General features: G+C 67.6%; 24 protein-coding genes and 1 pseudogene. 6 read left to right on the top strand and 19 right to left on the bottom strand.

What is annotated here, in order from left to right:
* Positions 1–140: 140 nt before the first annotated feature.
* Positions 141–287 (top strand): annotated as a pseudogene (locus AC5Y4D_RS21275) (FAD-dependent oxidoreductase); the annotation flags it as partial.
* A gap of 128 nt (positions 288–415) precedes the next feature.
* The gene (locus AC5Y4D_RS21270) at positions 416–871 is read left to right on the top strand and encodes an FAD-dependent oxidoreductase (RefSeq protein ID WP_500038164.1); all 456 of its coding nucleotides are present in this window, start codon (positions 416–418) and stop codon (positions 869–871) included.
* 1 nt (position 872) lies between these two features.
* On the opposite strand, the gene AC5Y4D_RS21265 is transcribed toward AC5Y4D_RS21270, so the two are convergent.
* The 3 genes from AC5Y4D_RS21265 to AC5Y4D_RS21255 are packed head-to-tail and all read right to left on the bottom strand — an operon-like array spanning position 873 to position 2,850.
* Entirely contained in the window at positions 873–1,748 is an 876-nt protein-coding gene (locus tag AC5Y4D_RS21265; protein WP_499946653.1) for an amidohydrolase family protein, read from the bottom strand.
* Between the two features lie 4 nt (positions 1,749–1,752).
* Entirely contained in the window at positions 1,753–2,142 is a 390-nt protein-coding gene (locus AC5Y4D_RS21260; RefSeq protein WP_499946654.1) for a nuclear transport factor 2 family protein, read from the bottom strand.
* Positions 2,143–2,151: 9 nt separating this feature from the next.
* Positions 2,152–2,850 (bottom strand): potassium channel family protein, encoded by a 699-nt coding sequence (locus tag AC5Y4D_RS21255; protein ID WP_499946684.1) that lies wholly within the window; start codon positions 2,848–2,850, stop codon positions 2,152–2,154.
* A gap of 164 nt (positions 2,851–3,014) precedes the next feature.
* On the opposite strand from AC5Y4D_RS21255, the gene AC5Y4D_RS21250 reads away from it, so the two are divergent.
* Positions 3,015–4,511, top strand: a complete 1,497-nt coding sequence (locus AC5Y4D_RS21250) for a potassium/proton antiporter (RefSeq protein ID WP_499946655.1) — start codon at positions 3,015–3,017, stop codon at positions 4,509–4,511.
* Positions 4,512–4,618: 107 nt separating this feature from the next.
* Here AC5Y4D_RS21250 and AC5Y4D_RS21245 read toward each other — a convergent pair whose 3' ends face one another.
* From AC5Y4D_RS21245 to AC5Y4D_RS21180, 14 genes are all read right to left on the bottom strand, one after another.
* Entirely contained in the window at positions 4,619–5,317 is a 699-nt protein-coding gene (locus AC5Y4D_RS21245; protein WP_500038158.1) for an acetoacetate decarboxylase family protein, read from the bottom strand.
* Entirely contained in the window at positions 5,314–6,168 is an 855-nt protein-coding gene (locus AC5Y4D_RS21240) for an SDR family oxidoreductase (RefSeq protein ID WP_500038157.1), read from the bottom strand. The genes AC5Y4D_RS21245 and AC5Y4D_RS21240 overlap by 4 nt, the downstream gene beginning before the upstream one ends.
* Before the next feature lie 37 nt (positions 6,169–6,205).
* Positions 6,206–7,561 (bottom strand): hydroxysqualene dehydroxylase HpnE, encoded by a 1,356-nt coding sequence (hpnE, locus tag AC5Y4D_RS21235; RefSeq protein WP_500038156.1) that lies wholly within the window; start codon positions 7,559–7,561, stop codon positions 6,206–6,208.
* 6 nt (positions 7,562–7,567) lie between these two features.
* Entirely contained in the window at positions 7,568–8,386 is an 819-nt protein-coding gene (gene cysW / locus AC5Y4D_RS21230; protein ID WP_500038155.1) for a sulfate ABC transporter permease subunit CysW, read from the bottom strand.
* A complete protein-coding gene (gene cysT / locus AC5Y4D_RS21225; protein ID WP_500038154.1) occupies positions 8,383–9,261 on the bottom strand; it encodes a sulfate ABC transporter permease subunit CysT in 879 nt (292 codons plus the stop codon). Before cysT ends, cysW begins: the two co-directional genes overlap by 4 nt.
* A complete protein-coding gene (locus tag AC5Y4D_RS21220) occupies positions 9,258–10,295 on the bottom strand; it encodes an extracellular solute-binding protein (RefSeq protein WP_500038153.1) in 1,038 nt (345 codons plus the stop codon). Before AC5Y4D_RS21220 ends, cysT begins: the two co-directional genes overlap by 4 nt.
* Before the next feature lie 558 nt (positions 10,296–10,853).
* On the bottom strand, positions 10,854–11,180 hold the full coding sequence (locus AC5Y4D_RS21215) for an STAS domain-containing protein (protein ID WP_499946662.1): 327 nt from the start codon (positions 11,178–11,180) through the stop codon (positions 10,854–10,856).
* Positions 11,180–15,277 carry a SpoIIE family protein phosphatase gene (locus AC5Y4D_RS21210; RefSeq protein ID WP_500038152.1) on the bottom strand — a complete coding sequence of 1,366 codons (4,098 nt, stop codon included), beginning with the start codon at positions 15,275–15,277 and terminating at the stop codon, positions 11,180–11,182. Before AC5Y4D_RS21210 ends, AC5Y4D_RS21215 begins: the two co-directional genes overlap by 1 nt.
* Before the next feature lie 89 nt (positions 15,278–15,366).
* Positions 15,367–16,821, bottom strand: a complete 1,455-nt coding sequence (locus tag AC5Y4D_RS21205; RefSeq protein WP_500038151.1) for an MFS transporter — start codon at positions 16,819–16,821, stop codon at positions 15,367–15,369.
* Positions 16,822–16,886: 65 nt separating this feature from the next.
* Positions 16,887–17,300: a hypothetical protein gene (locus AC5Y4D_RS21200; protein WP_500038150.1), complete on the bottom strand. Its 414-nt coding sequence runs from the start codon at positions 17,298–17,300 to the stop codon at positions 16,887–16,889.
* Between the two features lie 9 nt (positions 17,301–17,309).
* Positions 17,310–17,699: a nuclear transport factor 2 family protein gene (locus AC5Y4D_RS21195; protein WP_500038149.1), complete on the bottom strand. Its 390-nt coding sequence runs from the start codon at positions 17,697–17,699 to the stop codon at positions 17,310–17,312.
* A 30-nt stretch (positions 17,700–17,729) separates the two neighbouring features.
* Positions 17,730–18,368 carry a DUF1345 domain-containing protein gene (locus AC5Y4D_RS21190; protein ID WP_499993661.1) on the bottom strand — a complete coding sequence of 213 codons (639 nt, stop codon included), beginning with the start codon at positions 18,366–18,368 and terminating at the stop codon, positions 17,730–17,732.
* A 2-nt stretch (positions 18,369–18,370) separates the two neighbouring features.
* A complete protein-coding gene (locus tag AC5Y4D_RS21185; RefSeq protein ID WP_500038148.1) occupies positions 18,371–19,126 on the bottom strand; it encodes an SCO6745 family protein in 756 nt (251 codons plus the stop codon).
* A gap of 19 nt (positions 19,127–19,145) precedes the next feature.
* Positions 19,146–20,585 (bottom strand): WS/DGAT/MGAT family O-acyltransferase, encoded by a 1,440-nt coding sequence (locus tag AC5Y4D_RS21180; protein ID WP_500038147.1) that lies wholly within the window; start codon positions 20,583–20,585, stop codon positions 19,146–19,148.
* A gap of 161 nt (positions 20,586–20,746) precedes the next feature.
* Between AC5Y4D_RS21180 and AC5Y4D_RS21175 the strand changes: the two genes are divergently transcribed.
* Both AC5Y4D_RS21175 and AC5Y4D_RS21170 read left to right on the top strand, forming a co-directional pair.
* A complete protein-coding gene (locus AC5Y4D_RS21175; protein ID WP_500038146.1) occupies positions 20,747–21,100 on the top strand; it encodes a hypothetical protein in 354 nt (117 codons plus the stop codon).
* Positions 21,101–21,289: 189 nt separating this feature from the next.
* Positions 21,290–23,119 (top strand): PE family protein, encoded by a 1,830-nt coding sequence (locus AC5Y4D_RS21170; protein WP_500038145.1) that lies wholly within the window; start codon positions 21,290–21,292, stop codon positions 23,117–23,119.
* A gap of 30 nt (positions 23,120–23,149) precedes the next feature.
* Here the strand turns inward: AC5Y4D_RS21170 and AC5Y4D_RS21165 are convergent, their stop codons facing one another.
* Both AC5Y4D_RS21165 and AC5Y4D_RS21160 read right to left on the bottom strand, forming a co-directional pair.
* Entirely contained in the window at positions 23,150–24,070 is a 921-nt protein-coding gene (locus tag AC5Y4D_RS21165; protein WP_500038144.1) for an NAD-dependent epimerase/dehydratase family protein, read from the bottom strand.
* A 9-nt stretch (positions 24,071–24,079) separates the two neighbouring features.
* Positions 24,080–25,066, bottom strand: a complete 987-nt coding sequence (locus AC5Y4D_RS21160; protein ID WP_500038143.1) for an acetoacetate decarboxylase family protein — start codon at positions 25,064–25,066, stop codon at positions 24,080–24,082.
* A gap of 143 nt (positions 25,067–25,209) precedes the next feature.
* Between AC5Y4D_RS21160 and AC5Y4D_RS21155 the strand changes: the two genes are divergently transcribed.
* Complete coding sequence (locus tag AC5Y4D_RS21155; RefSeq protein ID WP_500038142.1) at positions 25,210–25,785, top strand: TetR/AcrR family transcriptional regulator; 576 nt, start codon at positions 25,210–25,212, stop codon at positions 25,783–25,785.
* Positions 25,786–25,857: the final 72 nt, after the last annotated feature.

The raw sequence follows: 25,857 nt of genomic DNA, 5'->3' as shown, positions 1-25,857 counted from the left end.
GAAAGCTTCGGTCAAGTCGGGGGTTTCTGGCGGCAACGGCGCTGGCAGCCGGGGTGTCGGCGGGCTGCGCACCGGGTCCGTCGTCGCGGCAGACCCACGCGCCCCAGGACCGCCAAAAGGTGCTGGTCGTCGGGGCCGGGATGGCCGGACTGGCCGCGGCGCGCAGCCTGCAGGACGCGGGCTGGCCGGTGCGGGTGATCGAGGCCCGCCACCGGATCGGCGGACGGGTCGACACCAACCGCGACTGGGGTGTGCCGCTGGAGACCGGCGCCTCCTGGATCCACGGGACGACGAACAATCCGCTGCTCGAACTGGCCCGCCAGGTCCACGCCGAGGTCGTCCCGACCGACTACGACCGCCCGGTGAAGTTGGCGATCGATCCCCGTCTGCAGCCGATGGCCTACGACGCCAAGACGTGGCGTTCCCTGGTGGCCGACGCCCGCGACGACGTCGACGGTGGCAGCCTCGGCGCGGCCGTCGACGCCGCGGCCGGCGGACTCTCCCGCCCGCAGCGCGCCGCGCTGACCTACTACCTGACCACCGAAATCGCCGACGAGTACGCCGCCGATCCCGACCAGCCGCACCCGCCGACCTGCTGGCCGGGGCGTCGACCGTGGTGCGCGCACTGTTCGGTACCGACGTCACCGAGGTGCGCTCTTCGGCCTGGACCCGCGATCCCTACGCGCTGGGGTCCTACTCCTACCACGCCCCCGGCTCCGGGCTCGACGACCGGCGCCGACTGCAGGAACCCGTCAGCGACCGGCTCTACCTGGCAAGTGAAGCCGTCGGCGTGGACAATCCCGGCACCGTGCACGGAGCGCTGCAGAGCGGACGGCACGCGGCCGCCGAATTGATGCGCCGGCTGGGCTGACTCAAGCGAAAAGCTCAGATGCGTTTTGATACAGCACGTTTCGGCACCAACGGTCACCCAGTCCCAGCCGGACGACCGAGTCGACGGCGTGGTGGTAGGGGTAAGGGATGTTCGGGTAGTCGCTGCCGAACAGCACCTTGTCGCCCAGCTCTTCCAGCAGCGGCAGGTCCCCGCGCGGGAAAGGATGCAGCTGCTCGGTGAAGTCGGTGAACACCATCGTCGTATCGAGATAGACACCGCGATATTGCCGGGCCAGGTTCAAAAATTCGCGGTATTCGGGCATGCCCATGTGGGCGACGATCAACTTCAGCGACGGGTGGCGGGCCAGCACCTCGGCCACCGGCCGCGGTCCGGTGAAAGTGCCTGGCGCCGGGCCGGATCCGGCATGGATGACGGTGGGCACACCGGCTTGCTCCAACGCCGCCCAGACCGGTTCCAGCATCGGGTCCGTCGGCGAATAATCACCGACCTGCACGTGCGCCTTGAACAGCCGGGCCCCGTCGGCGATGGCGCGGGTCACGTACGCCGCAGCCGCCGGTTCCGGATAGAACGTTGCCGTGTGCAGGCAATCGTTTGTCTCAGAAGCGAATTCGGCCGACCAGGCATTGAGCCACTCGGCCATGTCCGGCTTGTGCGGATACACCAGCGACGTGAAGGTGGACACGCCGAACTCCCGCAGCATCGCCACCCGCGCCTGTTCGTCGAGCCGGTAGGCGACCGGCCACGGCCGGCCGACCAGCGGACCGGCCCGGTCGAAATAGGCCCACACCTTGTCGAGTACCCGCTTCGGCATGAAATGGGTGTGCACGTCGAAGATCGAGGCCAGGCCGATCTCGTCGAGCAACCGGCGAATCGCGATGGGCTCTGCGTCCGTCAAATGCTCAGTACCCTTCCAGTGCCGCGACGTCGCGCCAGCTGGGCCAGGTGGTCTCCCAGACCCGGTGCAGGCGACCGTCGCGGTAGGCGGCGATGAGCACGACCTCGATCCGGGTGGGCGCTTCCCCGGGGCGCGACGTCGTGATCCACACCCGACCGGCCACCTTGGTCCCCTCCGCTTCGTGGGCCTCCACCCAGGCCTGCTCGTCGTACTCGACGGCGTAACTGATGTCGGTCCGATACAGCGTGCGGTGGCTGTCCCGGAACTCGGTGAAGTCCTGCGTCAGGCCGTCCGAGAACATCACGAATTCGGGGTGGTAGTACCGCTCGATCAGCTCACCGTTCTTGGCGACCACCATCCGCTCGAACATTTCGCGGAGTAGCGCAACCGACATCCGATCAGCTCACCACGCGTCGTGGCGCATCGGCATCCGGGGTGAGGGCTTGATTCTGTTGACCGCGGCCCACAACGCACGTTCGCGGGCGTTGTCGGCGATGAACAGCAGTTCGTCGCCGGCCTCGAGCACATCGTCCGGCCCGGGCGCGATGACCTTGTCACCGCGGACCATGGTGACCAGCGCGGTGTTGTGCGGCAGATCCAAATCGTCAACGCGCTCGCCCACGGTCGGGTTGTCGGCGGGCAGCGTCAACTTGGTCAGGGCGGTCCGGCCCTCGCGCAATCCCATCAACCGCACCAGGTGGCCGACGTCGATGGCGCCCTCGATACCGGCGACCATGGCGCCCGGCGTCGAGACCGCGACGTCGATCCCCCACGCCTGGCCGAACAGCCATTCGTTGCGGACGTCGTTGATCCGAGCCACCACCCTGGGCACCCCGAACTCAGACTTGGCCAGCAGACCCACCACCAGGTTGGCCTTGTCATCGCCGGTCGCGGCGATCACCACGTCGCAGGTCTGGACCCCGGCCTCTTCCAGAGACGACATCTCGCACGCGTCGGCGTACAGCCAGTCCGCGCCGGGAACCTTGTGCGGCTCGAAATTGCGGCGTTGCCGTTCGATCAGCAACACCTTGTGTCCGCCCTCGAGCAACTCATGTGCGACCGAGCGCCCGACATTGCCGGCCCCGGCAATCCCGATCCGCAACTTACGTGTCGTCACACAATCATCTTTGCGTATGCCGAGAGCTCGGGCACTTCCCACTGTGGGGCGAGCGACGAACCGGCCCGGACTGATTTACTGACAGGCGCCGCATCGGCACCCTCGTCGTACCAACCGCGGTAAGCGGCGGTCGTGATGAACGGGAAAGAATGAGCCTGGAACAGCTGTACCTGACTTTGTCGCTTGGTGGCCTGGTGCTGCTGGCCAGCATCGTCGGTACCCGGGTGGCGACCGTGGTGGGGTTTCCCAGCCTGCTGCTGTACCTGCTGGTCGGCGTCGCGATCGGCGAGGACGGCCTCGGACTGCAGTTCGACAACGTCGTGCTGGCGCGCAACGTGGGCACCGCGGCGCTGGCGGTGATCCTGGTGGAAGGCGGTCTGACCACCAAGTTCGGTGACATCCGCAAGGTGCTGGCACCCGCGGCCACGTTGGCCACCCTCGGTGTGGTGATCAGCACGCTGGTGACCGCGGTAGGTGCTCACCTGCTGCTGGACATCGGCTGGCAGCTTGCGTTGCTGCTGGGCGCCATCGTGTCGTCCACCGACGCCGCGGCGGTGTTCTCGGTGCTGCGGGTGCTGCCGCTGCCGCGGCGACTTGCCGGCCTGCTCGAGGCCGAGTCGGGGTTCAACGACGCGCCGGGTGTGATCCTCGTCCTGATGTTCAGCGTGGTGCCTTTTGTGTTCCACCCCGAGGGCGCGGCCACCCACCTGATCTACGAACTGCTGGGCGGATCGGCGATCGGGCTGATCGTCGGTTATCTGGGTGCGCTCGGGTTGCGTCGCATCGCGTTGCCTGCCTCGGGGCTGTACCCGATCGCCACCTTCGGGCTGGGACTGGTCGCCTTCGCCGCCGCCGGCGACGCCCACGCCAGCGGGTTCATCGCCGCGTATCTGGCCGCGGTGGTGTTGGCGAACTCCGGACTACCGCACCGTTCGGCGACCCGTTCCTTCGCCGAAGGGGTGGGCTGGCTGGCCCAGATTGGGCTGTTCGTGCTGCTCGGACTGCTGGTAGACCCAAGCGAACTGCCCAGGGACGTGGTGCCGGCGATCGTCGTGGGATCGGTGCTGCTGCTGGTGGCGCGGCCGATGTCGGTGGTGGGTTCGCTGGTCTGGTTCCGGATTCCCTGGCGGGATCAGGTCTTCCTGTCCTGGGCCGGGCTGCGCGGCGCCGTCCCGATCGTGTTGGCGACGTTCCCGATCGTGGCCGGTGTGGCGGGCAGTCAGCGGCTGCTCAACGTCGTGTTCATCCTGGTCGTGGTGTTCACCTTGATTCAGGGCCCGAGTCTGCGTCCGATTGCCCGGATCTTGGGCCTGATATCCCGCGAGGCGACGCGCGAGATTCAAGTCGAGGCCGCACCGCTGGACATGCTCGACGCCGAACTGCTGACGATGACGGTGCAACGGCCGTCGCGCCTGCACAACGTCACCATTCTGGAACTACGCCTGCCCGACCCGGCGGTGATCACGCTGATCATCCGCAACGGCCACACCTTCGTGCCGGAACCCGACACCCGCATCGCGGCCGGCGACGAACTGCTGATCGTGACCACCAGCAAGACCCGGGCGGCGGCCGAGGCGCGGCTGCGCGCGGTCAGCCGGCGCGGCAAACTCGCGCACTGGTTCGACGAGTACGGCGAGGTCGATTAGCCCGTCGGCGCTTAGCCGTGGCGATTAGCCGGTGGCGCGAGCAGACGCAGAATCGCACGCCTGGCGACGAATCAGTGCGATTCTCTGTCTGCTCGCGGCGGAAGGGGCTAGCTGGAAAACTGGGGCTGGCTCAGCGTGAAGGTGGCCTTGTCGATGTAGATGCCCACGTGCAACCCGGGACGCAGCCAGGTCGGCAGCGGTCCGGACGAGGAGACGCCGACGGTCACCAGGGCGGGCCGAACCCGGCCGGCGAAGACCAGTTCCGAATCCCCCACCCGCCCGTCGGCGAACTGCTGGCGCGCGGTGGTCTTGAGCTTCAGCGGTATCCCCGGCCCCTTGACCCGCGGCTTCGCACTGACCGACCAGGAAGGGTCGTCGCTGCTCTGGCCGGTGATCAGGTGGCCGTCGGCCAGCTCGCCGGTGAAGCGCGCCAGCGTCTTGGGCATCGCCCAGTTGGTGCGGCCGCCGACCAGGCTGCTCTGGGAATCCACCGACATGAATGCCACATTTCCCCACGGCCGCAGGCCGGTGCGGGAGGCGACCATGCCGAGCACCTCGTCGTAGGCGCCGACCGGGGTGTCGGTGTAGCGGACGAACGCGCCCACCGTGGCCAGCGCGGGACTGCCGGCCAACCCAGGCGGCAGGGCCGCGCGCGCGGCGCGACCGCCGCGACCCACCCACAGCAACGCCGAGCAATGACATTCCCACGGCGCGGGAGCCTCGTTGCCGGGCAGGGTTGCCACCAGCGCCTCGCTCAGCGCGGTCTCGGGCACACCGCGCAGTCCGGTCAATTCGATACGGCTCATGCCTGCTCCTGATTCCCTCGGCCTTCGACCTTGGCTTGATAGGCGGCGCGCTTCTCGCGATCCAGTTGGGAGGTGACCTTGTTGCCGCCGGACAGCCGGAACGCCGTGTCGACGACGGCGGTGGGCAGCGAGGCGGTTCCGCGCGAGACCAGACCGACCAGCTTGGGGACGAACACCGTCCGCGACGTGCCCTTGCCGAGTTCGGCGACGACGGCGGTCGCGACGTCCTCGGGATCGACGACGAGGAACCGTTCCAGCGGGCCGGGCGCGGACATTCCCGCGATCAGCTCGGTGCGCACGAAACCGGGACAGATCGCCGAGATCCTGACCCCGCTGCCGCGCCACTCCTGGCGCAGCGCCTCGCTGAATCCGACCACCGCATACTTGGCGGCGCAGTAGGTGGCCGCATTCGGCGACGCCAGCGTGCCCATCACCGACGCAATGTTGACGATGTGTCCCGAACCGCGCTGGGCGAAACGGGCACCCGCCAGCCGGGTTCCGGTCATGACACCCAGGACGTCGATCTCGATGGTGCGCCGGGTGACGCCCGCGCTTTCCTCCAGGAACGGTCCGATCGGCATGATGCCCGCGTTGTTGACCAACACGTCGAGCCCGCCCAGGTCCTGGCTCGCCTGATCCAGAAACGTTTCGAAGCTCGCCTCGTCCATCACGTCGAGGGGGTAACCCGTTGCCGCGGCGCCCAATTCGGTCGCCGTCTGCTTGACGACTGCTTCCTGCACGTCGCCGAGCGCCACCTTGGCGCCGGCAGCGAGCAACGCCTCACCGATCGCGCGGCCGATGCCTTGCGCTCCACCGGTGATGGCGACCCGTCGTCCCAGCAGTTGTGCCATCAGGCCAGAATGTCACACCGCCGCGGCCCGGTTACGCTCAACTCCCAGCCGTCAGCGCCTGGTGAATGAGATCGACTGCGCGGGAAGCACTCTGGGCCGCGCCTTCCATCGTGGTCGGCCAGTCGTTGTGAGTCCAGTCACCCGCCAGCGCGAGGTTGGGCAGGGCCGTGCGGTTGCCCGGCCGGATCGTGGACATGCCGACCCGCGAGGAGAAGGTGGCCTTGGGCCAAGGCACCACGGTGACGTCGAGCACCTTGGCGTCGCGGGCGGCGGGATAACTGGCGCGCAGGGCGTCGACGAGCCGGTCGGCGACCTCCCGATTCTTCAGCGGCATCAGATCGTAGGCCGCGCAGGTGGTCAACGCGTACAGATGGTTGCCGTCTGCACGCGGACCGTGCATGCGGTCGCGGTCGAAGACCCAACCGATGTCGCTGTCCAGCAACGACTCCCACGGCGCGACGGTCCGCAACGGACGGTCGAGCAACACGTAGGCGTTCATGATCGGGATCGGCTCGAGCTGTTTGGCCGCCAGCCGGGCGTCCTCGGAGCCCGGCACGTCGTCCAGCAGCGCGCGCAGGTTCCACGACGGGACCGCCAGGACTACCGCATCGGCATCGACTGTGTTGCCGTCGGCCAGTCGGACACCGCAGGCGCGGCCGTCGCTCACCACGACCGACGCCGCCCGGGTACGCAACCGCACATCCACCCCGCGTTCGGTCATGACCCGCCGTGCGCCCTCGAGGTACAGCGTGTCCAGGTCGACGGTCGGGTAGCCGATGCGCGCCGCCCCGCGCCCGCCGCGGCGCACCCGGTCGGCGCCGGTGCGAAGCAAGGCCGCGAATGCGTGCGCCGACGCGAGCCGGGGCAGTTCGTTGAGCAGGCCGATCACCATGGAATTGAGGACGATTCGGCGTACCGCGGTCGGGAAGCCGAGGCGGTCGAGCCACTCGTCGACGGTGATGTCGTCCAGGGTGTCGTCGAACCGGACGACGTCGCGCACCAACCGGGCCCAGGCCGGGGCGGTGCGCAGCAGGGTGGGGATCCCCAGACCCCGGACCCTGCCGAGGAACATGTGGCGCGCATTGCGCGGCCGCAGACCGAACGTCTCGACGTGCCCGCCCGGATACCGCACCCCGAACTCGTCGGGGAATTCCAGGAGGTGCCGGGTACCGACGGAATCCAGGTAGCGGAAGACGCAGTCATACGAGCCCGCCAGCACGTGCTGGCCGTTCTCGATCGCATCCCCGCGGCCCGAGGTCAGTCCGATGGTGCGACCGCCCAGCGAGCCATTGCTCTCCAACAGGGTGACCGCGTAGCCGAGTTCGGCCAGCCACACCGTGGTCGCCAATCCCGCGAGACCGCCGCCGACCACCACCACGTGTTGCCTGCCCATAGCGGCTCAGGCTAACTGGTTGGCCCGTTTCCGACGCAGCAGCATGATCCCCTTGACGATCAGGAAGATGATCGCCACCGACAGCATCAGCGACGACAACGCGTAGGCGCCGTAGACATGCCCGCGGTTGTAACGGTCGTTGACCAGCAGCGTGAGGGTCTGCGTGCTGCCCGGCAGATTGGACGACACCATCACCACGCCGCCGAATTCGCCGAGCACCCGGGCGGTGGTCAGCACCACCCCGTAGGTCAGACCCCACCGGATGGAGGGCAGGGTGATCCGCCAAAATGTCTGCCACCAACTCGAACCCAGGGTCGCGGCCGCCTGCTCCTGTTCGGTGCCCAACTCGCTGAGCACCAACTGGACCTCGCGCACGATGAACGGCAGCGTCACGAAGATCGTCGCCAGCACGATGCCGGGAACGCTGAAGACGACTTTGATCCCGAAGTCTCGTTCGATGAAGCCCAGCGCCCCGGCCGATCCCCAGGCCGAGATGATGGCCACGCCCACGATGATCGGCGAGACCGCGAACGGAAGGTCGATGACCGACTGCACCACACTCTTACCGCGGAAACGGTCGCGCGCCAACAGGATTGCCGTCGGCACCCCGAAAATCACGTTAAGCGGCACCACGATCGCCAGCACCAGCAGCGTCAACTGCAGAGCCGAGATCGCCGCCGGGGTGGTGATCCAGGCATAGAACTGGTGGAAGCCGGGCCGGAAGGTGCGGTACAGGATCAACGACACCGGCACAACGAGCATCACCACGATGTAGCCCGACGCGACGTAGCGGATCAGGTGACGAACCCAGTTCGACGTCTTCACGCGGAGTCCTGATGACGCTTGGACACCCGTCCGCTGATCCACCGCAGACCCATCAACGCTATGAACGAAATCGTCAGCAACACAATCGAAATCGCGGCCGCGGAGGTGCGGTCGTCATTCTCGATCAGCGAGCGTATCCACTGCGACGACACCTCGGTCTTACCTGGGACGGCGCCGCCGATGGTCACCACCGAACCGAACTCGCCGATGCACCGCGCGAATGCCAGTCCCCCGCCGGACAACACGGCAGGCAGCAGCGACGGCAACACGATCGTCGTGAAAACCCTTCGGCCGCTGGCCCCCAACGACGCCGCGGCCTCTTCGACCTCCCGGTCGACTTCGCGCAGCACCGGTTGCACGGCACGCACCACGAACGGGAACGTCACGAACGCCAGCGCCATCGCCACGCCCGGCGGGGTGTGTTGCAGGTGCAGGCCCACCGGGCTGCTGGGACCGTACAACGCCAGCATCACCAGGCTGGTGACGATGGTCGGCAGCGCGAACGGCAGGTCAATGATGGCGTCCAGGAAGCCTTTCCACGCGAAGTCGTCACGCACCAGCATCCAGGCGATCAGCACACCGAACACCACGTCGACGACGGTCACGACTACCGAGATGATCAGCGTCACCTTGAACGACTCCAGCGCGGCATGCGCGGTGACCGCCAGCCAGAACCGTTCCCAGCCGCCGCCGGCGGCCTGCCAGGCGATCGCCGCCAACGGCAGCAGCACGATGATCGACAGCCACAGCGTCACCACACCGACGCGAAGTGCCGTGCCGCCGGGCGGTTTCGGGATGGCGACTGTCGGTGGCGGCGCGTCGTCCTCGGGCCGGTTGAGTTGGAGCGAGACGGGGTCGGGACTGACTGCGGTCATCCGGTGGCCTGCAGATAGAGTTTGGTGATCTGGCCGGTGTGCCGGTCGAACAGTTGCGGATCGACGCTGCCCCAGCCGCCCAGGTCGGCGACGGTCCACATCTTCACCGGCACCGGGAACTGGTCGCGGAAGTCGGCGGCGACCGCGGGATCGACCGGCCGGAATCCGGCCTGGGCCCACAACCGTTGCGCCACTGCGGTGTACTGGAAATTCTTGAACATGGTCGCGGCCTGCACGCGCGGGCTGCTGGTCACCACGGCCACCGGGTTCTCGATCTTGAACGTCTGCGCGGGGTTGATGTGCTCGACCGGATGTCCCTGCCGTTCCGCCGCGATGGCCTCGTTCTCGTAGCTGATCAACACGTCGCCGCTGCCCTCGATGAACACGTCGGTGGCGATCCGTGCCGATCCGGGCCGGAGCCTGACGTGTTCACGCACCAGCTTCCCGATGAAGTCGACGCCCGCTTGGGCGTTGCGGCCCCCGCCGCTCTTGACGGCGTAGGGCGCAAGCAGATTCCACTTCGCCGAGCCGGAACTCATCGGGCTCGGGGTGATGACCTCCACGCCCGGACGCAGCAGGTCGTCCCAGTCTCTGATGTGCTTCGGGTTGCCCCTGCGCACCACCAAGGTCACCACCGAGCCGAACGGTATGCCTTTGCCGGCTTCGGTGTCCCAGTCCGGGGCCACTTTGCCGGCCTTCACCAACCGCGTGATGTCCGGTTGCACCGAGAAATTCACGATGTCGGCCGGCTTGCCCGCGACGACACCCCGGGACTGGTCGCCGGAGGCGCCGTAGGAAGTGATGACCTGCACTCCCCGGCCTTCGTCGGAGGCGTTGAACGCCGGTATCACCGCACTCCAACCGGGTTCGGGCACCGAGTAGGCCACCAGGGTGATGCTGGTGTTCGCCTCGACGATCGAGCCACCGTCCACGGCGTCGCTGGCACCGCCACCACAGGCCACGACGACGCCGGCGACGAACGTGAGGCCGACGACCTGCCGCCAGCGGGAAACGCTGCCGATGCCGGGAAACATTGGTGGCCTTCCAGTTCGGGATTCATGTCGGGAAGGTGCGGCGAATCCTCTGGACCGACACCACACCTCGCGCGGGGATGGGTCAGCGACAACACAGCACGGTGAGATGGCGCTCGATACCGTCGGCTGCCGCGTGCATGGGCGAAAAATAACAAAGCTGGTGCGTGCGGGCATGTCGCGAATGCACCCGTCCCGCAACCCGTAACGGCGCGGCAACGCGGTGCGGCGGCAGGGCAGGTCACCTCGTCGTCGCGGACGGGGCAGGTCGAGGTCAGCAGGTAGCACCCGGCGCGACACCCGCGGCCCGGCACAAGGGCTTCCGAAACACCGGGGTCCGGCGGCAAAAGCACTGGTGGCGGCCGCAATTTGGGCCGCGGCGGCACGCTGCGGAACGTGACGTCCGCGGAGCCGGGCGGAACGAATTCAGCTTCGTGACATCCGAACTCGGGCACACCCTCCAGGGCGCGCTTCCGCGGGGGTAACCGTAAAAGTCACACTGAGCGAAATCGGGTCGTCAACTCGGCGGTCCGGCACCGGAATTCGACGGGTCTGGGACCGCTAGTGATGCCCGTCCCGGGACGCCGGCTCGACCGTCGCGATCTTGCTGAAACCACTGACGGTGAGGACCCGGACAAGTAGCGGATGGACGATGACCCGCAAGTCGTCGACCTCGTCGGCGTGATCGAACAAGGCGTTGATACCCGCACTGTCGACGTACTTGACCGCGCTGAGATCGATGGTGATCGGCCCGCGGGTTCCGCCGTTGGCGGCCACGAGTGCGCGCTTGAACACCACGATGTTGCTGAGATCGATCTCTCCGGTGGCTGTCACCCGCGGAGTCCCGTCGGTGCAGCGATCGGTGTTGAGGCGCAGGGGTGTAGCCATTACGTGATCCTCGAGTACAGGTGAACTGTCGTGCCCGCTTCGCTGGACTGAATCTTGAAGTCCTCCATCAGGACTCGCATCAGGGAGATGCCGCGACCGCGACTCATCCCGGCTATCGTCGTCGGCGTCTTCCAGACACCGCTGTCGGTGACGGTCACCCGCAGCCGGTTCACGACTGCGGTCGCATGCAGCGAGACGGTGCCCTCCGGCCGGTCGCGGTGACCGTGCTCGATCGCGTTGGCGACGGCTTCGCCGGTGGCGATCAGCACGTCCTGGATCTGATGGGGTTCGACACCCGCCTGGGTCAGCCAACTGCGCAGCGCGGCCCGGCTGCCGGCGAGATGTCCGGCGTCGGCGGTGAATTCCATTGCCAGCGGGGCGGGTTGACGATACAGCAGCATCGCGACGTCGTCGGGGTAGCCGCCCGCCGGCTCGAGGCTGGACATCAGATGGTCGGCCACCTCGTCGAGTTCCTGCGACCGGCCGTCCTGAACGAGATCGGCGGCCCGGGACATGCCGTCGTCGAGCGACGTGCCGCGGCGTTCCACCAACCCGTCGGTGTAGAGCAACAGCGTCGCACGCGGCGGCATCGTGACCCGGGTTTCGGGCCGCAGCCACTTCGGCCGCAGCGCCAGCGGAAGTCCGTGCTCGCCGTCCAACAGCACTTTGGTGCCGTCGGCGTGCACCATGATCGGCGGCGGGTGACCTGCGTTGGCGTACACCAGTTCACCGGTGTCGAGCGTGAGCACCGCGCAGAACGCGGTGGTGCAGCGGGCGCCGGGCAGCTGCGCGGCGAAGCGGTCCAAACCCGCCAAAGCCGCACTGGGACTTGATTGTTCGAGCAACAACGCGCGACACGCACTGCGCAACTGGCCCATCACGGTGGCGGCCGCCAACCCGTGCCCGACACAGTCACCGACGATCAGGGCGACGCGCCCGTCACCGAGGTCGACGACGTCGTACCAGTCGCCGCCGACTTGAAGCGGACGGCTGGCCGGGTGGTACCGGACGGCGATGCCGCCGGGCAGGTGCGACGGACCCAGCATCGCGTGCTGCAGCGCCACTGCGGTTTCGCGTTGTTCGTCCAACTGGTACACGCGCTGCAGACCTTGCCCGAGCCGGCCCGCCAGCACGGTCAGCAGAGTGTGATCTGCGGGGGTGAAGGCCCGCTTCTCATCCAGCTGAACCCAGATGACCAGTACGCCTCGCGGTTGCTGCAGCGCGATAGCCGCGGTGCCCGCCTCCTCGGTGACGGTGGTGAGCAGGTCTGCGGTGCGCAGCGACTCGATCTGTCGCCGCCGCTGTGCGGACAGGTCGGCCCACTTGGTCGGCTCGCCGGCGCAGACCAGGTCCGGCGCCCGTCCCCGAGGTGCGTCGCTGGCGAACGTCACCGCCAGGACTCGCCGGGCACGCCACACCCGGCGCAGTTCCTCGGCGGCGCCGCGCAATGCCTCGTCCAACGTATCGGCTTGCGCCAGTTGCTGATTGAGCGCGGCCAGCGCGGTCTGACGCTGCACGATGTAATGCTCGGCCGTCACGTCGCGCAGGGTGCCCACGGTGACCCGCCGCCCGGAGTCGGGATCGGCGGCGTGGTTGAAGCTGACCGCGACCCAGAGCCGATGCCCGTCGCGGTGAACCACCGGAATGGTGAAGGCGCCGTGCGACTGACTCAGCAGCGCGGCGAACGCGGCCTGGGCCTGCCGGTGGGATTCGGGGTCGGTCTCGGAATCCGGCCACCACGGGTAGGCCGGTTCGTAGGGCAGGTTTTCTTGGCCGTAGCCCAGGATTTCAGCGAACGCCGCGTTGATCTCGATGATGACACCGCGCTCGTCGCAGACGAAGAACGCTTCCTGCAGCGAGTCGACCAACGCGGTGCGCCAGCGGGCGTGGTGGCTGCGCAGGCGTGCCAGCTCGACGTTGGCACGCACCCGGGCCAGCAGGTCGGCCGCGACGAACGGTTTGAACAGGTAGTCGTCCGCGCCGGCCGTCAACCCCTCGACGGAGGCTTCCTGACCCGCACGCGCGGACAGCAGCAGTACCGGCAACGCCGCGGTGCGCGGATCGCGGCGCAGCGCGGCCAGCAGCTGCAAGCCGTCCAACCCTGGCATCATCACGTCGCTGATCACCAGGTCCGGAAGGCGGGCGCGAATGGCCTCGAGGGCCCGCTGCCCGTCGCTGACGGCACTGACTTCGTAGCCCGCGGCCCCCAGCACATTCGCGAGATATTCGCGCATGTCGGCGTTGTCGTCGGCCACCAACACGTGTGCCCGGACGGTTTCCACCGGCGCAGAAGTCGTCTCCGTGGCCGGGCCGGGCAGCCAGCGCAACGCTTCCTGCACGAACGGCGCCGCGATCGCGCCACCCGTCGGGGTTGCGTCCGCCGGCGCGGCCAGTTCGTCGGTGGGCAGATGGCTCGCACCGAACGGGAGCCGCACACTGAACGTGGTGCCGGCGCCTTGCTCGCTTTCGGCGGTGATGGTGCCACCGTGCAACCCGACCAGTTCTTTGACCAGAGCAAGCCCGATACCGCTGCCCTCGGTGGACCGTGCGCGAGCCGTCTCGATCCGGTGGAAGCGTTCGAAGAGCCTGGGCATCTCCGCGGCGGACACCCCGACCCCGGTGTCGGTGACCGTCACCACCGCCTGACCCTCCGAGGCGGTCACCCGGACGGTGATCGAGCCGTCGAAGGTGAACTTCAGCGCGTTGGAGAGCAGGTTGAGTACCACCTTCTCCCACATTTCGCGGTCCACGTACACCGGTTCGTCGAGCGGCGGGCAGTCCACGATGAACGTCAGGCCGGCCTGGTCGATCGCCGAGCGGAACACGCTGGCCAGTTCGGCGGTGGCGGCGGCGAGGTCGACCGGTTCGAAGCGGGCCCGCATCCGGCCGGCCTCGATCCGCGAGAAGTCCAGCAGCGTGTTGACCAGTTTGGCCAGCCGCAGACCGTTGCGGTGCACCAACTCCAGTTCTTGGCGCGCGTACTCGTCGACGCCGGCCGGCCGGCTGCTCAGCTCCTCGACCGGTCCGAGGATCAGCGTGAGCGGAGTGCGGAACTCGTGGCTGATGTTGGAAAAGAACGTGGTCTTGGCGCGGTCGAGTTCGGCGAGCGCCTCGGCGCGCTGTTGCTGGACCTGGTAGCTGCGGGCGCTGGCCACACCTGCGGCGATATACCCGGCGACCAGTTCGACGAAGCCGCGGTAACCGTCGTCGAGTTCGCGGTGCCGGTTCAGCGCGGCCACCAGGAAACCCACGGGTGCGCCGCCCTGTTGCAGCAGCGGCACCACCAGGGCGTGGGTGGGCGGCCCGCGCCAGGCGCCGGTCGGCAGGTTCAGCGCGGCGCCGTCGAGCTCGACCAGCTCAGATTCGCCCCGCGTCACGTTTTCCACCGGCCACAACGAAGGGCCCGAACGAGGCACGGTCTGGGGTGCCGCCGGGTGCCCATCGGTGATCCCGCTGAGGCTGGCCAGGTGCGCGTCACCGTTGGCGCCGAACAGGTAGGTCAGGGTGAACGGGAGGTCGTACGGATTGCGGCCGAGTTGCTCGGCGGCGAAGTCGAGCATCTGCCGCTCGGTGCGAACGACGCTGGGATCAGAGCCCAAGTCGCGCATCGTCGCCATGCGACGTTGCGCGATGACCCGCCCGGTGTCCTCGCTGACCACGCACAGCATGCCGACCACGCTGGCCACGTCGTCGCGCAGCGGACTGTAGGAGAAGGTGTGATACGTCTCCTCGGGGTAGCCCGACCGCTCCAGGATCAGCATCAACGCCTCGTCCCAGGTCGACTCGCCGTTCGACAGCACGCGGTCGACCCGGGGGCTGATGTCCGGCCAGATCTCGGCCCACACCTCGCTGGCGGGCCGGCCCAGCGCCCAGGGGTACTTGCGCCCCAGGGTGTCGCGCCGATATGCGGCGTTGCAGAAGAACGTGAGCTCCGGACCCCAGGCCATCCACATCGAAAACTGCGATGAGAGAAGGATATTGATCGCGGTTCGCAGGCTCTGCGGCCATTCGTCGATCGGACCCAGCGGGGTGGACGACCAGTCGACGGCAGCTAGATCTCGTCCGATCTCCTGGTCTGCACGGAAGACCACTGACATCCCTCTCGAGCTCTGGCCGACCCCAAGCTGACATTATCGGTAGCAAACGTGCACTGGCTGCTCAATGCAGTCGAAAACATACATACACCTCACTCCTTGGCCGCAGCCAGTGGGGTGGCGATGTCTTCCAGTGACTTCCCTTCGGCGTCGACGGCCAGGAACCAGGCGACCAACCCCCCGGCGATCATCACCCCCGCGCCCAGCAGATAGCCCACGAACAACGGCATCGGCTTGGAGCCGTCGCCGATCAGCGCGCCGTAGATAACCGGTCCGAGGGCACCGAAGCACTGCGCGATGGCGAAGAACACCGCGATTGCCTTTGCCCGGACCTCGAGCGGGAAGATCTCGCTGACGGTCAGGTATCCCGCACTCGCCCCGGGTGAGGCGACGAAGAAGATGACGCACCAGGCGATGGTCTGGGTGAGGCTGTTCAGGACCCCGGCTTGGAAGAGGACGGCGCTGACCGCCAGCAGCAGCCCGGACAGCACGTAGGTGCCGGTGATCATCTTGCGGCGGCCGATGGTGTCGAAGAAGTGCCCGAGAGTCAACGGTCCCAACAGGTTTCCGACGGCGAACGCGATGAGGTAGAGCGGGGTCGACGCCGCCGGGACGTCGTAGAACTTGCCCAGTACCAACGTGAAGGTGAAGAAGATGGCGTTGTAGAGGAACGACTGACTGATCATCAGCGTGGCGCTCAGCACGGCGCGGCTGGGGTAGACGCGGAACAGCACCCGCGTCAGGGTCAGGTAGCCGATCTTCTGGGCGGGCAACAACTCGATCGCCTTCGTTTCATCGACCGGGGGCAGTTTGGCGCCGGTGGCTTGGATGGCGTGCTCGATGAAGGTGATGGTGCGTTCGGCCTCTTCGGCCCGGCCGTTCATCACTTGCCATCGCGGGCTCTCCGGCAGATGCCGCCGGACATACACGATTACCGCGGCCAACACCGGGCCGATCAGGAATGCGAGCCGCCAGCCCAGGCTGAGGTTGATGGCCTTGAGGAAGACGAAGGTGCCCAGCGTGCCCAGGATCGCGCCGGCCCAGTAGGTGCCGTTGACCGCGATGTCGACACGGCCGCGGAAGCGGGCCGGGATCAGTTCGTCTATTGCGGAGTTGATGGCGGCGTACTCCCCGCCGATGCCCATTCCGGCGATGAATCGGGTGACGTACAGGAAGAGCAGCCAGCCGAAGTTGTTGCCCAGGGTGAACGCGGTCAACGCGCTGCCGAACAGATAGACACCCAGCGTGACGGTGAACAGATTGCGTCGGCCCAGCTTGTCGGACAGATGCCCGAACAACAACGCACCGAACACCTCCCCGCCCAGATACACGGTGGCCAGCAGGCCGACAGCCGCCGACGACAGATGCAGCGTCTCGGGCTCGGTGAGCGTTTCGGCCACCGCGCTGGCGACCGTGATCGTCAGTCCGTCCAGGACCCACGCCACGCCGAGCGCCACCACCAGCCGGGTATGGAACGGCGACCACGGCAACCGGTCGATGCGGGCGGGGATGAGACTGCGGATCGAACCCGTCACGTCAGCGGACACGCGCGGCTCCTCGGGACTCGGCACACGTTCGCGTTCCCGTCACCGGACGGGCGAAAACATCTGGCTCAGTGGTTGCCCTGTTCGGGGCTGAGCGCTTTCAGCAACTCAACGATCTGCTGCTGTCCGGCAGCGGCCCCGTCCAACTTGCCGCGCATCTCGGCGAACCCGCGGTCCATCTCGGCGAACCGCCCGTCGACGTGGGTGCGCAGGTCGACGAAATCCTCGCGGAGCGCGTTGAAGCTCGCCGCGGTGGCTTGGCGGAAGTCGCGGAACTCGCGCCGAACCTCGCCCCGGAATTCGCTGAGCTCGCCGCGAACACCCCGCAACTCTTCGCGGAACTCCTCGACGTCCCGATCAGCCGCTCCGGCGAGCACCCTAGCCGCCGCCGCGTCCTGCTCACTGGCCCTGACCCGGGAAGCCAGGTCGCGCACCTCGTGTTCGAGAGCGGTGACGCGTGATTCGAGATCCTCAGACGGCATGAATCGAGCCTAACGACTATCTGCCGGAGGACAACTCACGTAGACCCGTTCGCCGGTGATCAGGTCCGCCTCGTCGAAACCGAAAACAGCCCACAGCCGGACCTCGAACGGTTCGCCCGTCGCGACGGGGGTGCCGCGCAACCAGAACTCGATCAGGACGTGATCGTCGTCGAGATGGACGAGGTCGATGAGTTCGTTGCGTTGATCGGGCACCATCGAGCGGCCCTCGATCCAGTAGCGCATCACCTCGTCGGCACCGTCGAACACCGTCCCACCGGGCAGCTCGTAGCGGGGGTGACTGAACGTCGCCATCGTCCGGTCCCACTCGTGGGAGTTCTCGCTCTGCATGTGCTCGATGACGACGGCCCTGCGGCGCTCTTGCCGGTCGGCTTCGGCCATCGGCATTCCTTTCACGAGTTGCCATTCCTTTCACGAGTTGCTCAGTGCGACAACGAGATTGATGGTAACCGCCAGGATGACCGCGCCGAAGACATAGGAAAGCAACGCCTGGCACAGCGCGATGCGACGTAGTTGCGTTGTCTCCAAACTCGTGTCGGACACCTGATAGGTCATGCCGATGGTGAACCCGATGTAGAAGAAGTCCAGGAACCGTGGGCTTTCGTTGCCGTTGAAATTGATGCCGCGACCGTCGTTCGAGTAGTAGATGTCGGCATAGCGAATGCTGAATACGGTGTGCACCACGCACCACGCGGCGGCGATGCTGACCACGCCGACCGCGGCGGCGATGTCCTTCTCCACGCCGGCTTTGGAGCCCGCGACCAGCAGAAGTCCGACGCCGCCCAGGCTCGCGACACTGGCCGCCAAGATGATGGCGTCGGTGAACCACCCGCGCGGCGGATCCTCAGGCTCCACCCGGTCCCGCGTCGCGTCGGCGTCCATCGGCAAAACGACAATCCACGTCCAGACCAGGAAGATGGACGCCGCGGTGATCCACCCGACGCTGGGCGCATACCGCCAGCCAGCCAACACATGCACCAGCACCGCAGCCACGGCTCCGGCCAGAGCCGCCACCAGCAGCCGAATCACCCCGACGCGCAAACCGAACACCCTCAACGGGCGTCGGGCTGCAGTGCCGTCAGAGCCCCGGCGCTGAACCTCGCCAGTTCTTCGGCCTCGTCCCGATCGAGGGCCGCCGCGAAGATCTCGGCCATCCGCCGATTGGTCGCGCGCTCGACGTCGGCGTAGCGGTCCCTCTTGTCCGCGCCGTCGGCGAACGGCTCCGGCCAACCGAACATCGTGGTGTATTGATGACCCTTGTTGAGCATGTGGGCTTCGACCGGACTGATGCCCGAGTCGCTGAGAGCGTCGAAATGCACGCCCGCGCGAAGTTCGCGCAGGACGAACATCACCTGCAGCGCGCGGGCGGGCGCGTCGTCGGCCAGCGGCATGGTGCGCCAGCCGTCATACAGTGGCAGGCCGGCGGACGGCGTCGCGGCGATGATCTTCTCCCCCAGCTCGGCCACGCGGTCCATCCCCTCGACGCCGGTCAAGTGCCGTCGCGCGAAATCGGCCACCTGGTCCCAGTAGCGTTCAGCCGCACCGGAAGCGCCGCGCACCGCGACACCTTCGTCCCATAACGCCGAAAGCGAGGCGGGCTCGAACACCGCGAACGCCGAAGCGACCGTCTGGCCATCGGTCTCACCCAGCACGCCGCCGCGACCGGCGACATATCCGGCCAGCGGGTTCTCGTAGCCGGCCGCGATGCTTTCGGCGAATGTCTCCGGATGCAGCATGAAGAGCGCGACCGCCTTCTCGATGGGAGCTCCCGCGGCGCGGGCCGCCTCCGACATGTCGTCTGGGCTCATGCGGATCCTCCTCTGTGGGCTAACCGACCGCCTCTGTCGAGGTGGCCAACGGCAATGCTGCGTCAACCGGCGTGAGTTCCGCGGAAAGACCTGCCGCACACCGTATGTCAACGAACGCTTCGATCATCGCATCGGTGGCCTCGTGCGGGTCGGCCAAGGTTACGTCGTCGGTCAACACCGAGATTGCCAGTTGGTCGACGTAGCTCCAAACCGTGATGTTCATGCCGCTGCCGGCGACGACCGGTCCCACGGAATAGATCTCGCTGACGGTGGCGCCTTCGACATCGCCCCGCTGCCGCGGGCCCGGCACGTTCGAAACGGTCAAATTCATTACGCTTGCCGACTCGACACGTCGCGCCTGGGTGCGAAACAGCTTCGGCGCCAACGACGGTGGCAGGTAGGACATCCAGGCCGGCAGCACGGTGGGGCCCAACAGGTGGTGGTTCTCTTTGGCGATCTTGGTGGACACCGAGGTCAACTTGACCCGCTCTAGCGGATCCTCGACATGTACCGGCAGCGACGGCGTCATGTAAGTGAACTCGTTGCCCGCCAACCGATCTGGGGAGGTGCTGTAACTCACCGGCACACCGGCGATCAACGGGGCATCGGCCCGCCCGTCGTAACGCAGCAGCAGCCGTCGCAGCGTGCCGGCCACCATGGCCAGCACGACGTCGTTCAGCGTCACGCCGAGGTGCCTGGCGGTCGCCTTGACGTCCGAGAGCGCCAACGGCGCGGTCGCAAAACGGCGCCCCGGGGTCACCCGGTGGTTGATGAAACTCTGCGGCGGGGCGAAATTGCGGGCGAGGTCGGGGTGCGCGCCCCGTTCCCTGGCCCGGCGCCGCACCTTGGCGACTCCGGTCGCCGTCTCGTTGACCAGCCGTGGCAGTTTGCGTACCAATCCGACATGGTCGCGGGCGGCGGCGCTGAGCAGGTTGCCGCGGGTCGGCAGGTGGGTGGTGCCCGCGGTGTGCGCCTCGTCGGGATGCTCGGTGGCCATCGCCTGGGCCATCTGGTTGGCCGAGGCCACGCCGTCGGCCAGTACGTGATGGACCTTGTGAATGATGGCGATCCGGTCGTCCGAGAGACCCTCGGCGACATACATCTCCCACAGGGGACGAGACCGGTCCAGCGGTATGGTCGCGATGTGCCCGATCAGCTGGTCGAGTTCGCGCCGGCCGCCGGGGGCGGCAACGCGCGCGCGGCGCAGGTGGTAGTCGAGGTCGATGTCGTCGTTGGTGATCCACATCGGGTGGTGCAGCTTCAGCGGGATGTCCACGAGCTGGTAACGCAACGGTTCCAACGCCATCAACCGTGGATAGGCGATCCGTCGGAACAACTCAAAGCTGAAGTCTCCCTTGAACTTCGAGATATCAAGCACACCGATCTTCAGTGTGTGCATGTGGATCTCGGGTGTCTCGCTGTACAGCATCAAGGCATCCACGCCGTTGAGTCGCTTCACATTCCCGCCCGTTCGTCAGCACCGTCGGATGGTGTTACCCCATTCCACCCCTTTCTATGAGGGGCCGCCAGAACCCCGTTCGGCCAACCGCGACCACATCGGTAGAAGTCCGACGCTTGAAGATCGCTCTGCCGCGGGCTTGCAGGACCTAGCCTTGAGGTATGTCAGATCAAGCTCGCGAGCGAGCAGCGCAACGCGCTGCCGAGCTTGCTCGCCGGCGCGAGCGGCTCGAGGCAGGGCAGCCGGTCACCGCGGACGATGTGGCGTTGGAGATGCGCCGCGCCAAGGAGGCGCATCAGCGCGCCGAAGAGGCTCATCAGGCGGCGGCCGCCCGGCATGACAAGTCAGCCGACGTCCACGAGCAGGCGGCCGAGGTCCACGACCACGCCGCCACACACGGCCACGGCGACGCTTCTGCGCACGAAGCACGCGCGCAGATGCACCGCCGGGCCGCGGCCGATGACCGAGCCGCCGCGGAACGCAGCCGACGGGAAGCCGAGGCCGAAGAAAGCTAGGTTGCGCTCCGGCGACCCTGGCTGAAGCGCCGTCGCGCGTCCCTTCGACATAGCCCTACCGAGACTTTCGGGCACTTCGGAAATTCTGCGTCCTGACTGCGGCAACGCACCTAGAGTGTGGCCTGGCGACGGGTCCGTTCCCTGCCGGGTAGGGGTCGATTCGTCCTGAGCTGATCGGAGGACGGTCACATGTCATATCTGATTGCGACACCGGAACTCGTTTCGGCAGCGGCTACGAACTTCGCCAGTATCGGTTCCCTCCTCACCGAGGCCAACACGGCAGCGCTGGCCGCGACGACGGATGTGCTGCCGGCGGCCGCGGACGAAATCTCGGCAGCCATCGCCGCGTTGTTCGACAGCCACGGTCAGACTTATCAGGCGCTGAGCGCGCGTGCCGCCGCCTTTCATTCCCAGTTCGTGCAGCTCCTCGACGCGGGCGCGGGTGTCTACGCGTCCGCCGAAGCGACCAACGCCGGACAGGTTCTGCTGGATGTGGTGAATACGCCTACCCAGCTGTTGCTGGGGCGTCCATTGATCGGCGACGGTGCCAGCGGCGCCCCGGGAAGCGGAGCTAACGGCGGTGCCGGTGGCCTGCTGTGGGGCAACGGCGGCAACGGTGGTTCAGGAGGCGCCGGTCAGGCCGGTGGCAACGGCGGCAGCGCGGGACTGTTAGGTAACGGCGGGTCCGGCGGCGCGGGTGGATCGGGCCAGTCTGGCGGCGCGGGTGGCAGCGGCGGCTGGTTGAACGGCAACGGCGGCAACGGCGGAGCGGGCGGCGCCGCTACGGCGGGCATCAGCGGTGGCATGCCGGGGCGAGGCGGTGATGGCGGCAGTGCCAACCTCTTCGGCGCCGGCGGCGCCGGCGGTCAGGGCGGTACCGGCCTGGCCGGCGCAAATGGTGTCAACCCAGTCATCACCGGGCAAGGCGCAACCGGCAGCACCGGCAACAGCATCTTCGACAGCACCACCGGCAGTGCGTTCGGCTTCAACGGCGGCGACGGCGCCGACGGCGGTCTGGGTGCCACCGGAGGCACCGGCGGTACCGGAGGCAGCGTCATCGCCGACGGCACCGGCACCGGAGCCGCAGGCAATGGCGGCGCCGGCGGCTCCGGCGGCAACGGCGGTGCCGGCGGAACCGGCGGGAACGGCACTGCGCTCGGCGGCAGTGCGTTCGCCAGCGCCGGCACCGGTGGCAACGGGACCAACGCGTTGGCGTCCGGGGGTACGGGTGGCGGCGGCGGCGACGGCGGGCGGGCCACGGCCTTCGGCGGCGGTTCCGGCGTCGCGGGCTTCGGCGGCAACGGTGGCGGCGGCGCCGCGGGCGCGTCCGGCGGCACCGGTGGCACGGGCGGCGTCGGCGGCAACGGCGGTCACGGCGGGATGCTGATCGGTAACGGCGGTGCCGGCGGCGCCGGGGGTACCGGCGGACTCGGAGGCACGGGCGCGGGTGGCGGTCTAGGTGGCGCCGCCGGCAACGGGGGGCAGGCCACCGGTGCGGTCAATGCCTTCCAAGTCGTCGGCGGCCAGGGCGGCGACGGTGGCGACGGTGCATCCGGCGGCACGGGCGGCACCGGCGGTGTCGGCGGAACGGGCGGCAACGGCGGCACCGGTGGACTGTTCGGTGACGGCGGCGTCGGCGGCGACGCGGGCCGCGGTGGCTCGGGAGGCGAGGGCGGCAGCGGAGGTCGTGGTGGAGCCGGCGGCAGCGGGGGTAACGCCTCGGCCAGCTCGGGCAGCACAACAACCGATGGCGGCTCCGGCGGTGACGGCGGCGACGGCGGCGACGGTGGTAACGGCGGCAAAGGTGGCGGCGCCGGCACAGTCGGTCTCGGCGGCGCCGGTGGCCTCTTCGGCGAACTGGGCGGCAACGGCGCCGCGGGTACCGGCGGCGCAGGCGGAGCCGGGGGTGGCGGCGTAAACGGCGGCGCCGCCGGAAGCTTCGGCACCGGGCAGTCGCCGGGAAACAACGGCACCGCCGGCAACCCGGGCGACAACGGTTTGCCGGGTCAGAGCGGTTGACTTTCCCCGCACTGAACGATCGGAGCCTGGTCAGCCGTTGAGGATCTCGGTGATCCCCTCCCGGTAGGTGGTGATTCGGAAATCGGGGAATCGGCGGGCGAATTTGGATGAGTCGAAGATGTTGTCGTCGCGGTAGCGCGGCAGCAGTTCGGAGGCTTCCTTGACCGCGGGATCGAACCATCCGCCGACTCGGAACGCGATCTCCGGGACCGTCGTGTAGCGGATGTCGCGACCGGTGACGCCGGAAGCGATGTCGATCATCTGTGCGTAGGTGAGTCGTTCGGGATCCGTTGGCAGGTGCCAGGTCTGGCCGAAGGCGTCAGGGGTGTTGCCGATCAGTCCCATGCCGCGGCTGGCGTCGGGGGTCCAGATCAGGGTTCTTCTGGTATGGGCGTTGATCGGGATCATCGGCCGCTTGCCCCGCTTGATCCGGTCGAAGACGGCGGAGTTGGTGAGGCTCTTGGTTTTGCCGGGGCCGTAGAACTCGGGCGCCCGGCAGATGACGGCTTCGATTCGGTCGGCGCGCATCTCCTCGATCAACATATTCGCGATCTCAGACCGGACAGCCGCTTTGCGGCCGCTGGGCTGGAAGGTGGTGTCTTCGGTCTGCGCGGTGGAGGTCCGTGGATACATGTAGGTGTTGTCGAAGAAGACCAGCTTGGTGCCGTGTCTGCGGCAGGCGGCGAGGGTGTTGGCCATCATCACTGGGAACCGCTCTTCCCACAGTGCCGAGTCGATCGGCAGCCCGACGGTCAGGTAGGCGATGTCGCTGCCGGCGACAGCGTGGGCCGCGGCGTCGGCATCCATCAGGTCAGCGGGGAACAGCTGATCGGTGTCGTGCAATCTGGCGGGGTTGCGACTGACGAGGCGGATGTCCTCGGTGACGTTGTCGTGGAGGTAGCGGGTGAGTTCCTCGGCGATCTGGCCGTTGGCACCCAGGACGGTCTGCATTGCGTATTCCTACTGGTTCGGGTCGGGCTGCTCGACGTCGGTCGCCGAACCGGCGTGTCGTCTCGTCGCGGGAAACGACACGGGCACCGGGATGTGCAGGGCGTTTTGGCACTCGGTGAAGACGTCGAACCGGACGGGTCTGATCGGCTTGAGTGAGCGGACGTCGTCGGCCAGCCGCCCCGAGTTCAACTCCAGCGGGACGTCTCTCGGCAGCAGCATGCTGCCGACGGCAAGGGTGTTGGTCTGGCTCAGCGTCGCGTGCCAGCCGCCGTTCAATTCCGTGTACGAGATCAGCGTGGAGATCTTGGTACCGCTGGCTACCCGCTTCTGCCGGGGGGTGGCGACGTCGATCGCGATGTCGGTGCCGCCGCCGTCGTTGGCCACCCGCGCCCTGGTCCGTCGCTCGTCGATCTCGACGTCGATGTCGGTGACCCATTTCGGGAAGCCGTAGCCGTCGCGGCCGCGGACTCGGGCAATTTCGGTGTTCACCGGCAGCGACAGGACGTAGGCGTGCAGCGAGTCGTTGGCCAGGGACGAGAAAAGGTCGGCGACACCGAGGCTGCCGTGTCGCGCGGGTCGGACCGCGATGCCGACGGTGGCCTCGGTGTAGAAGTCGATGTCGCACACGTCGTAACGGAAGAACACCACGGAGAACAGCCCGATCCCCGGAGCGATCTGCAGGGGATCCAGCTCACCGGGTAGTCGGGACCGCAGCGTCTTGGTCGGAGCGAGGTAGGTGATCTGGGCCTTCGACATCGTATAGTAGAAGTTCGGCGTTCGAGTCGGTCCGATCTGGGATTGGACTTGCGTCTTGGGCAGCGTCCGGAAGAAGTCGACACTGCGCACGCGCGGATCTGCGCTGACGGCGTCCAGGTCGGTGTCCATGCGGTAGCGGTCGTACAGCCCGCCCTTGGGCACGGTGACCCTGCACTCTCCGAGATCGACTTCGACCAGGTCCTCGACCGTGCCGTCATCACGTCCTGTGCTCGACGCCATCATCACCCCTTCCCCTATGTGTGCATTGCATACATAGGAACGATAGAATCCCATGTGAGCGGTGTCAACATCGCCGTTTGGGGCGCGGCGGTACGACACGCCATGCTTGAGGTCGGGCAGGGCGAGGAGGTACGAACACAGCCATGACGACGACCGCGAAGCGCAGCTACCATCACGGCGACCTGCGCGCCGCGCTGCTGACGACGGCGATGGGCATGCTGGAGCGGGGCGAGCAGTTCTCCATTCGCGCTGTAGCCCGCGAGGCCGGCGTCTCCCCCACCGCCCCGTACCGGCACTTCCCCGATCGCGAGGCGCTGGAATCCGCACTGGCGGCGCAAGGCCTGCGCGACTTGCGGGCCGACCTGACGCGCGACCGCGAATTGCCTTGCACCACTGACGAACTGGCCGACTTAGGCGTCGCCTACGTCGAGTTCGCGATCCGCCGACCCGCACTGTTCCGGCTGATGTTCGGCAACGAGTGCGACCACGAGAGCGACGAGCGGGTGCAGGCGGCGGCCGCGGTGCACGAGCTGCTCGCGACGGCGATCACGCGCGTGTTCCCGGATTCCGATCCCATCGACCTCGCCCTGGGGGGCTGGGGACTGGTACACGGTCTGGCCTACCTCTATCTGGACCGCAAGCTCACCAGTCCGTCGATCGAGGACATCGCCGCGCAGGTTCGCTCGTCGTTCATCGCCGTACTCACTGCGCGGCCCTGATTTCGACCGGGCCTCTCGTTGACTCCCCTGCGCACCCGCGCTACCTTGATGTAAGCAATGCATACATTCGGC

It is taken from the genome of Mycobacterium sp. NGS67 (assembly GCF_059812185.1).
The sequence above is the reverse complement of the archived record's forward strand: the minus strand, read 5'-3'. Positions and strand labels throughout refer to the sequence as shown.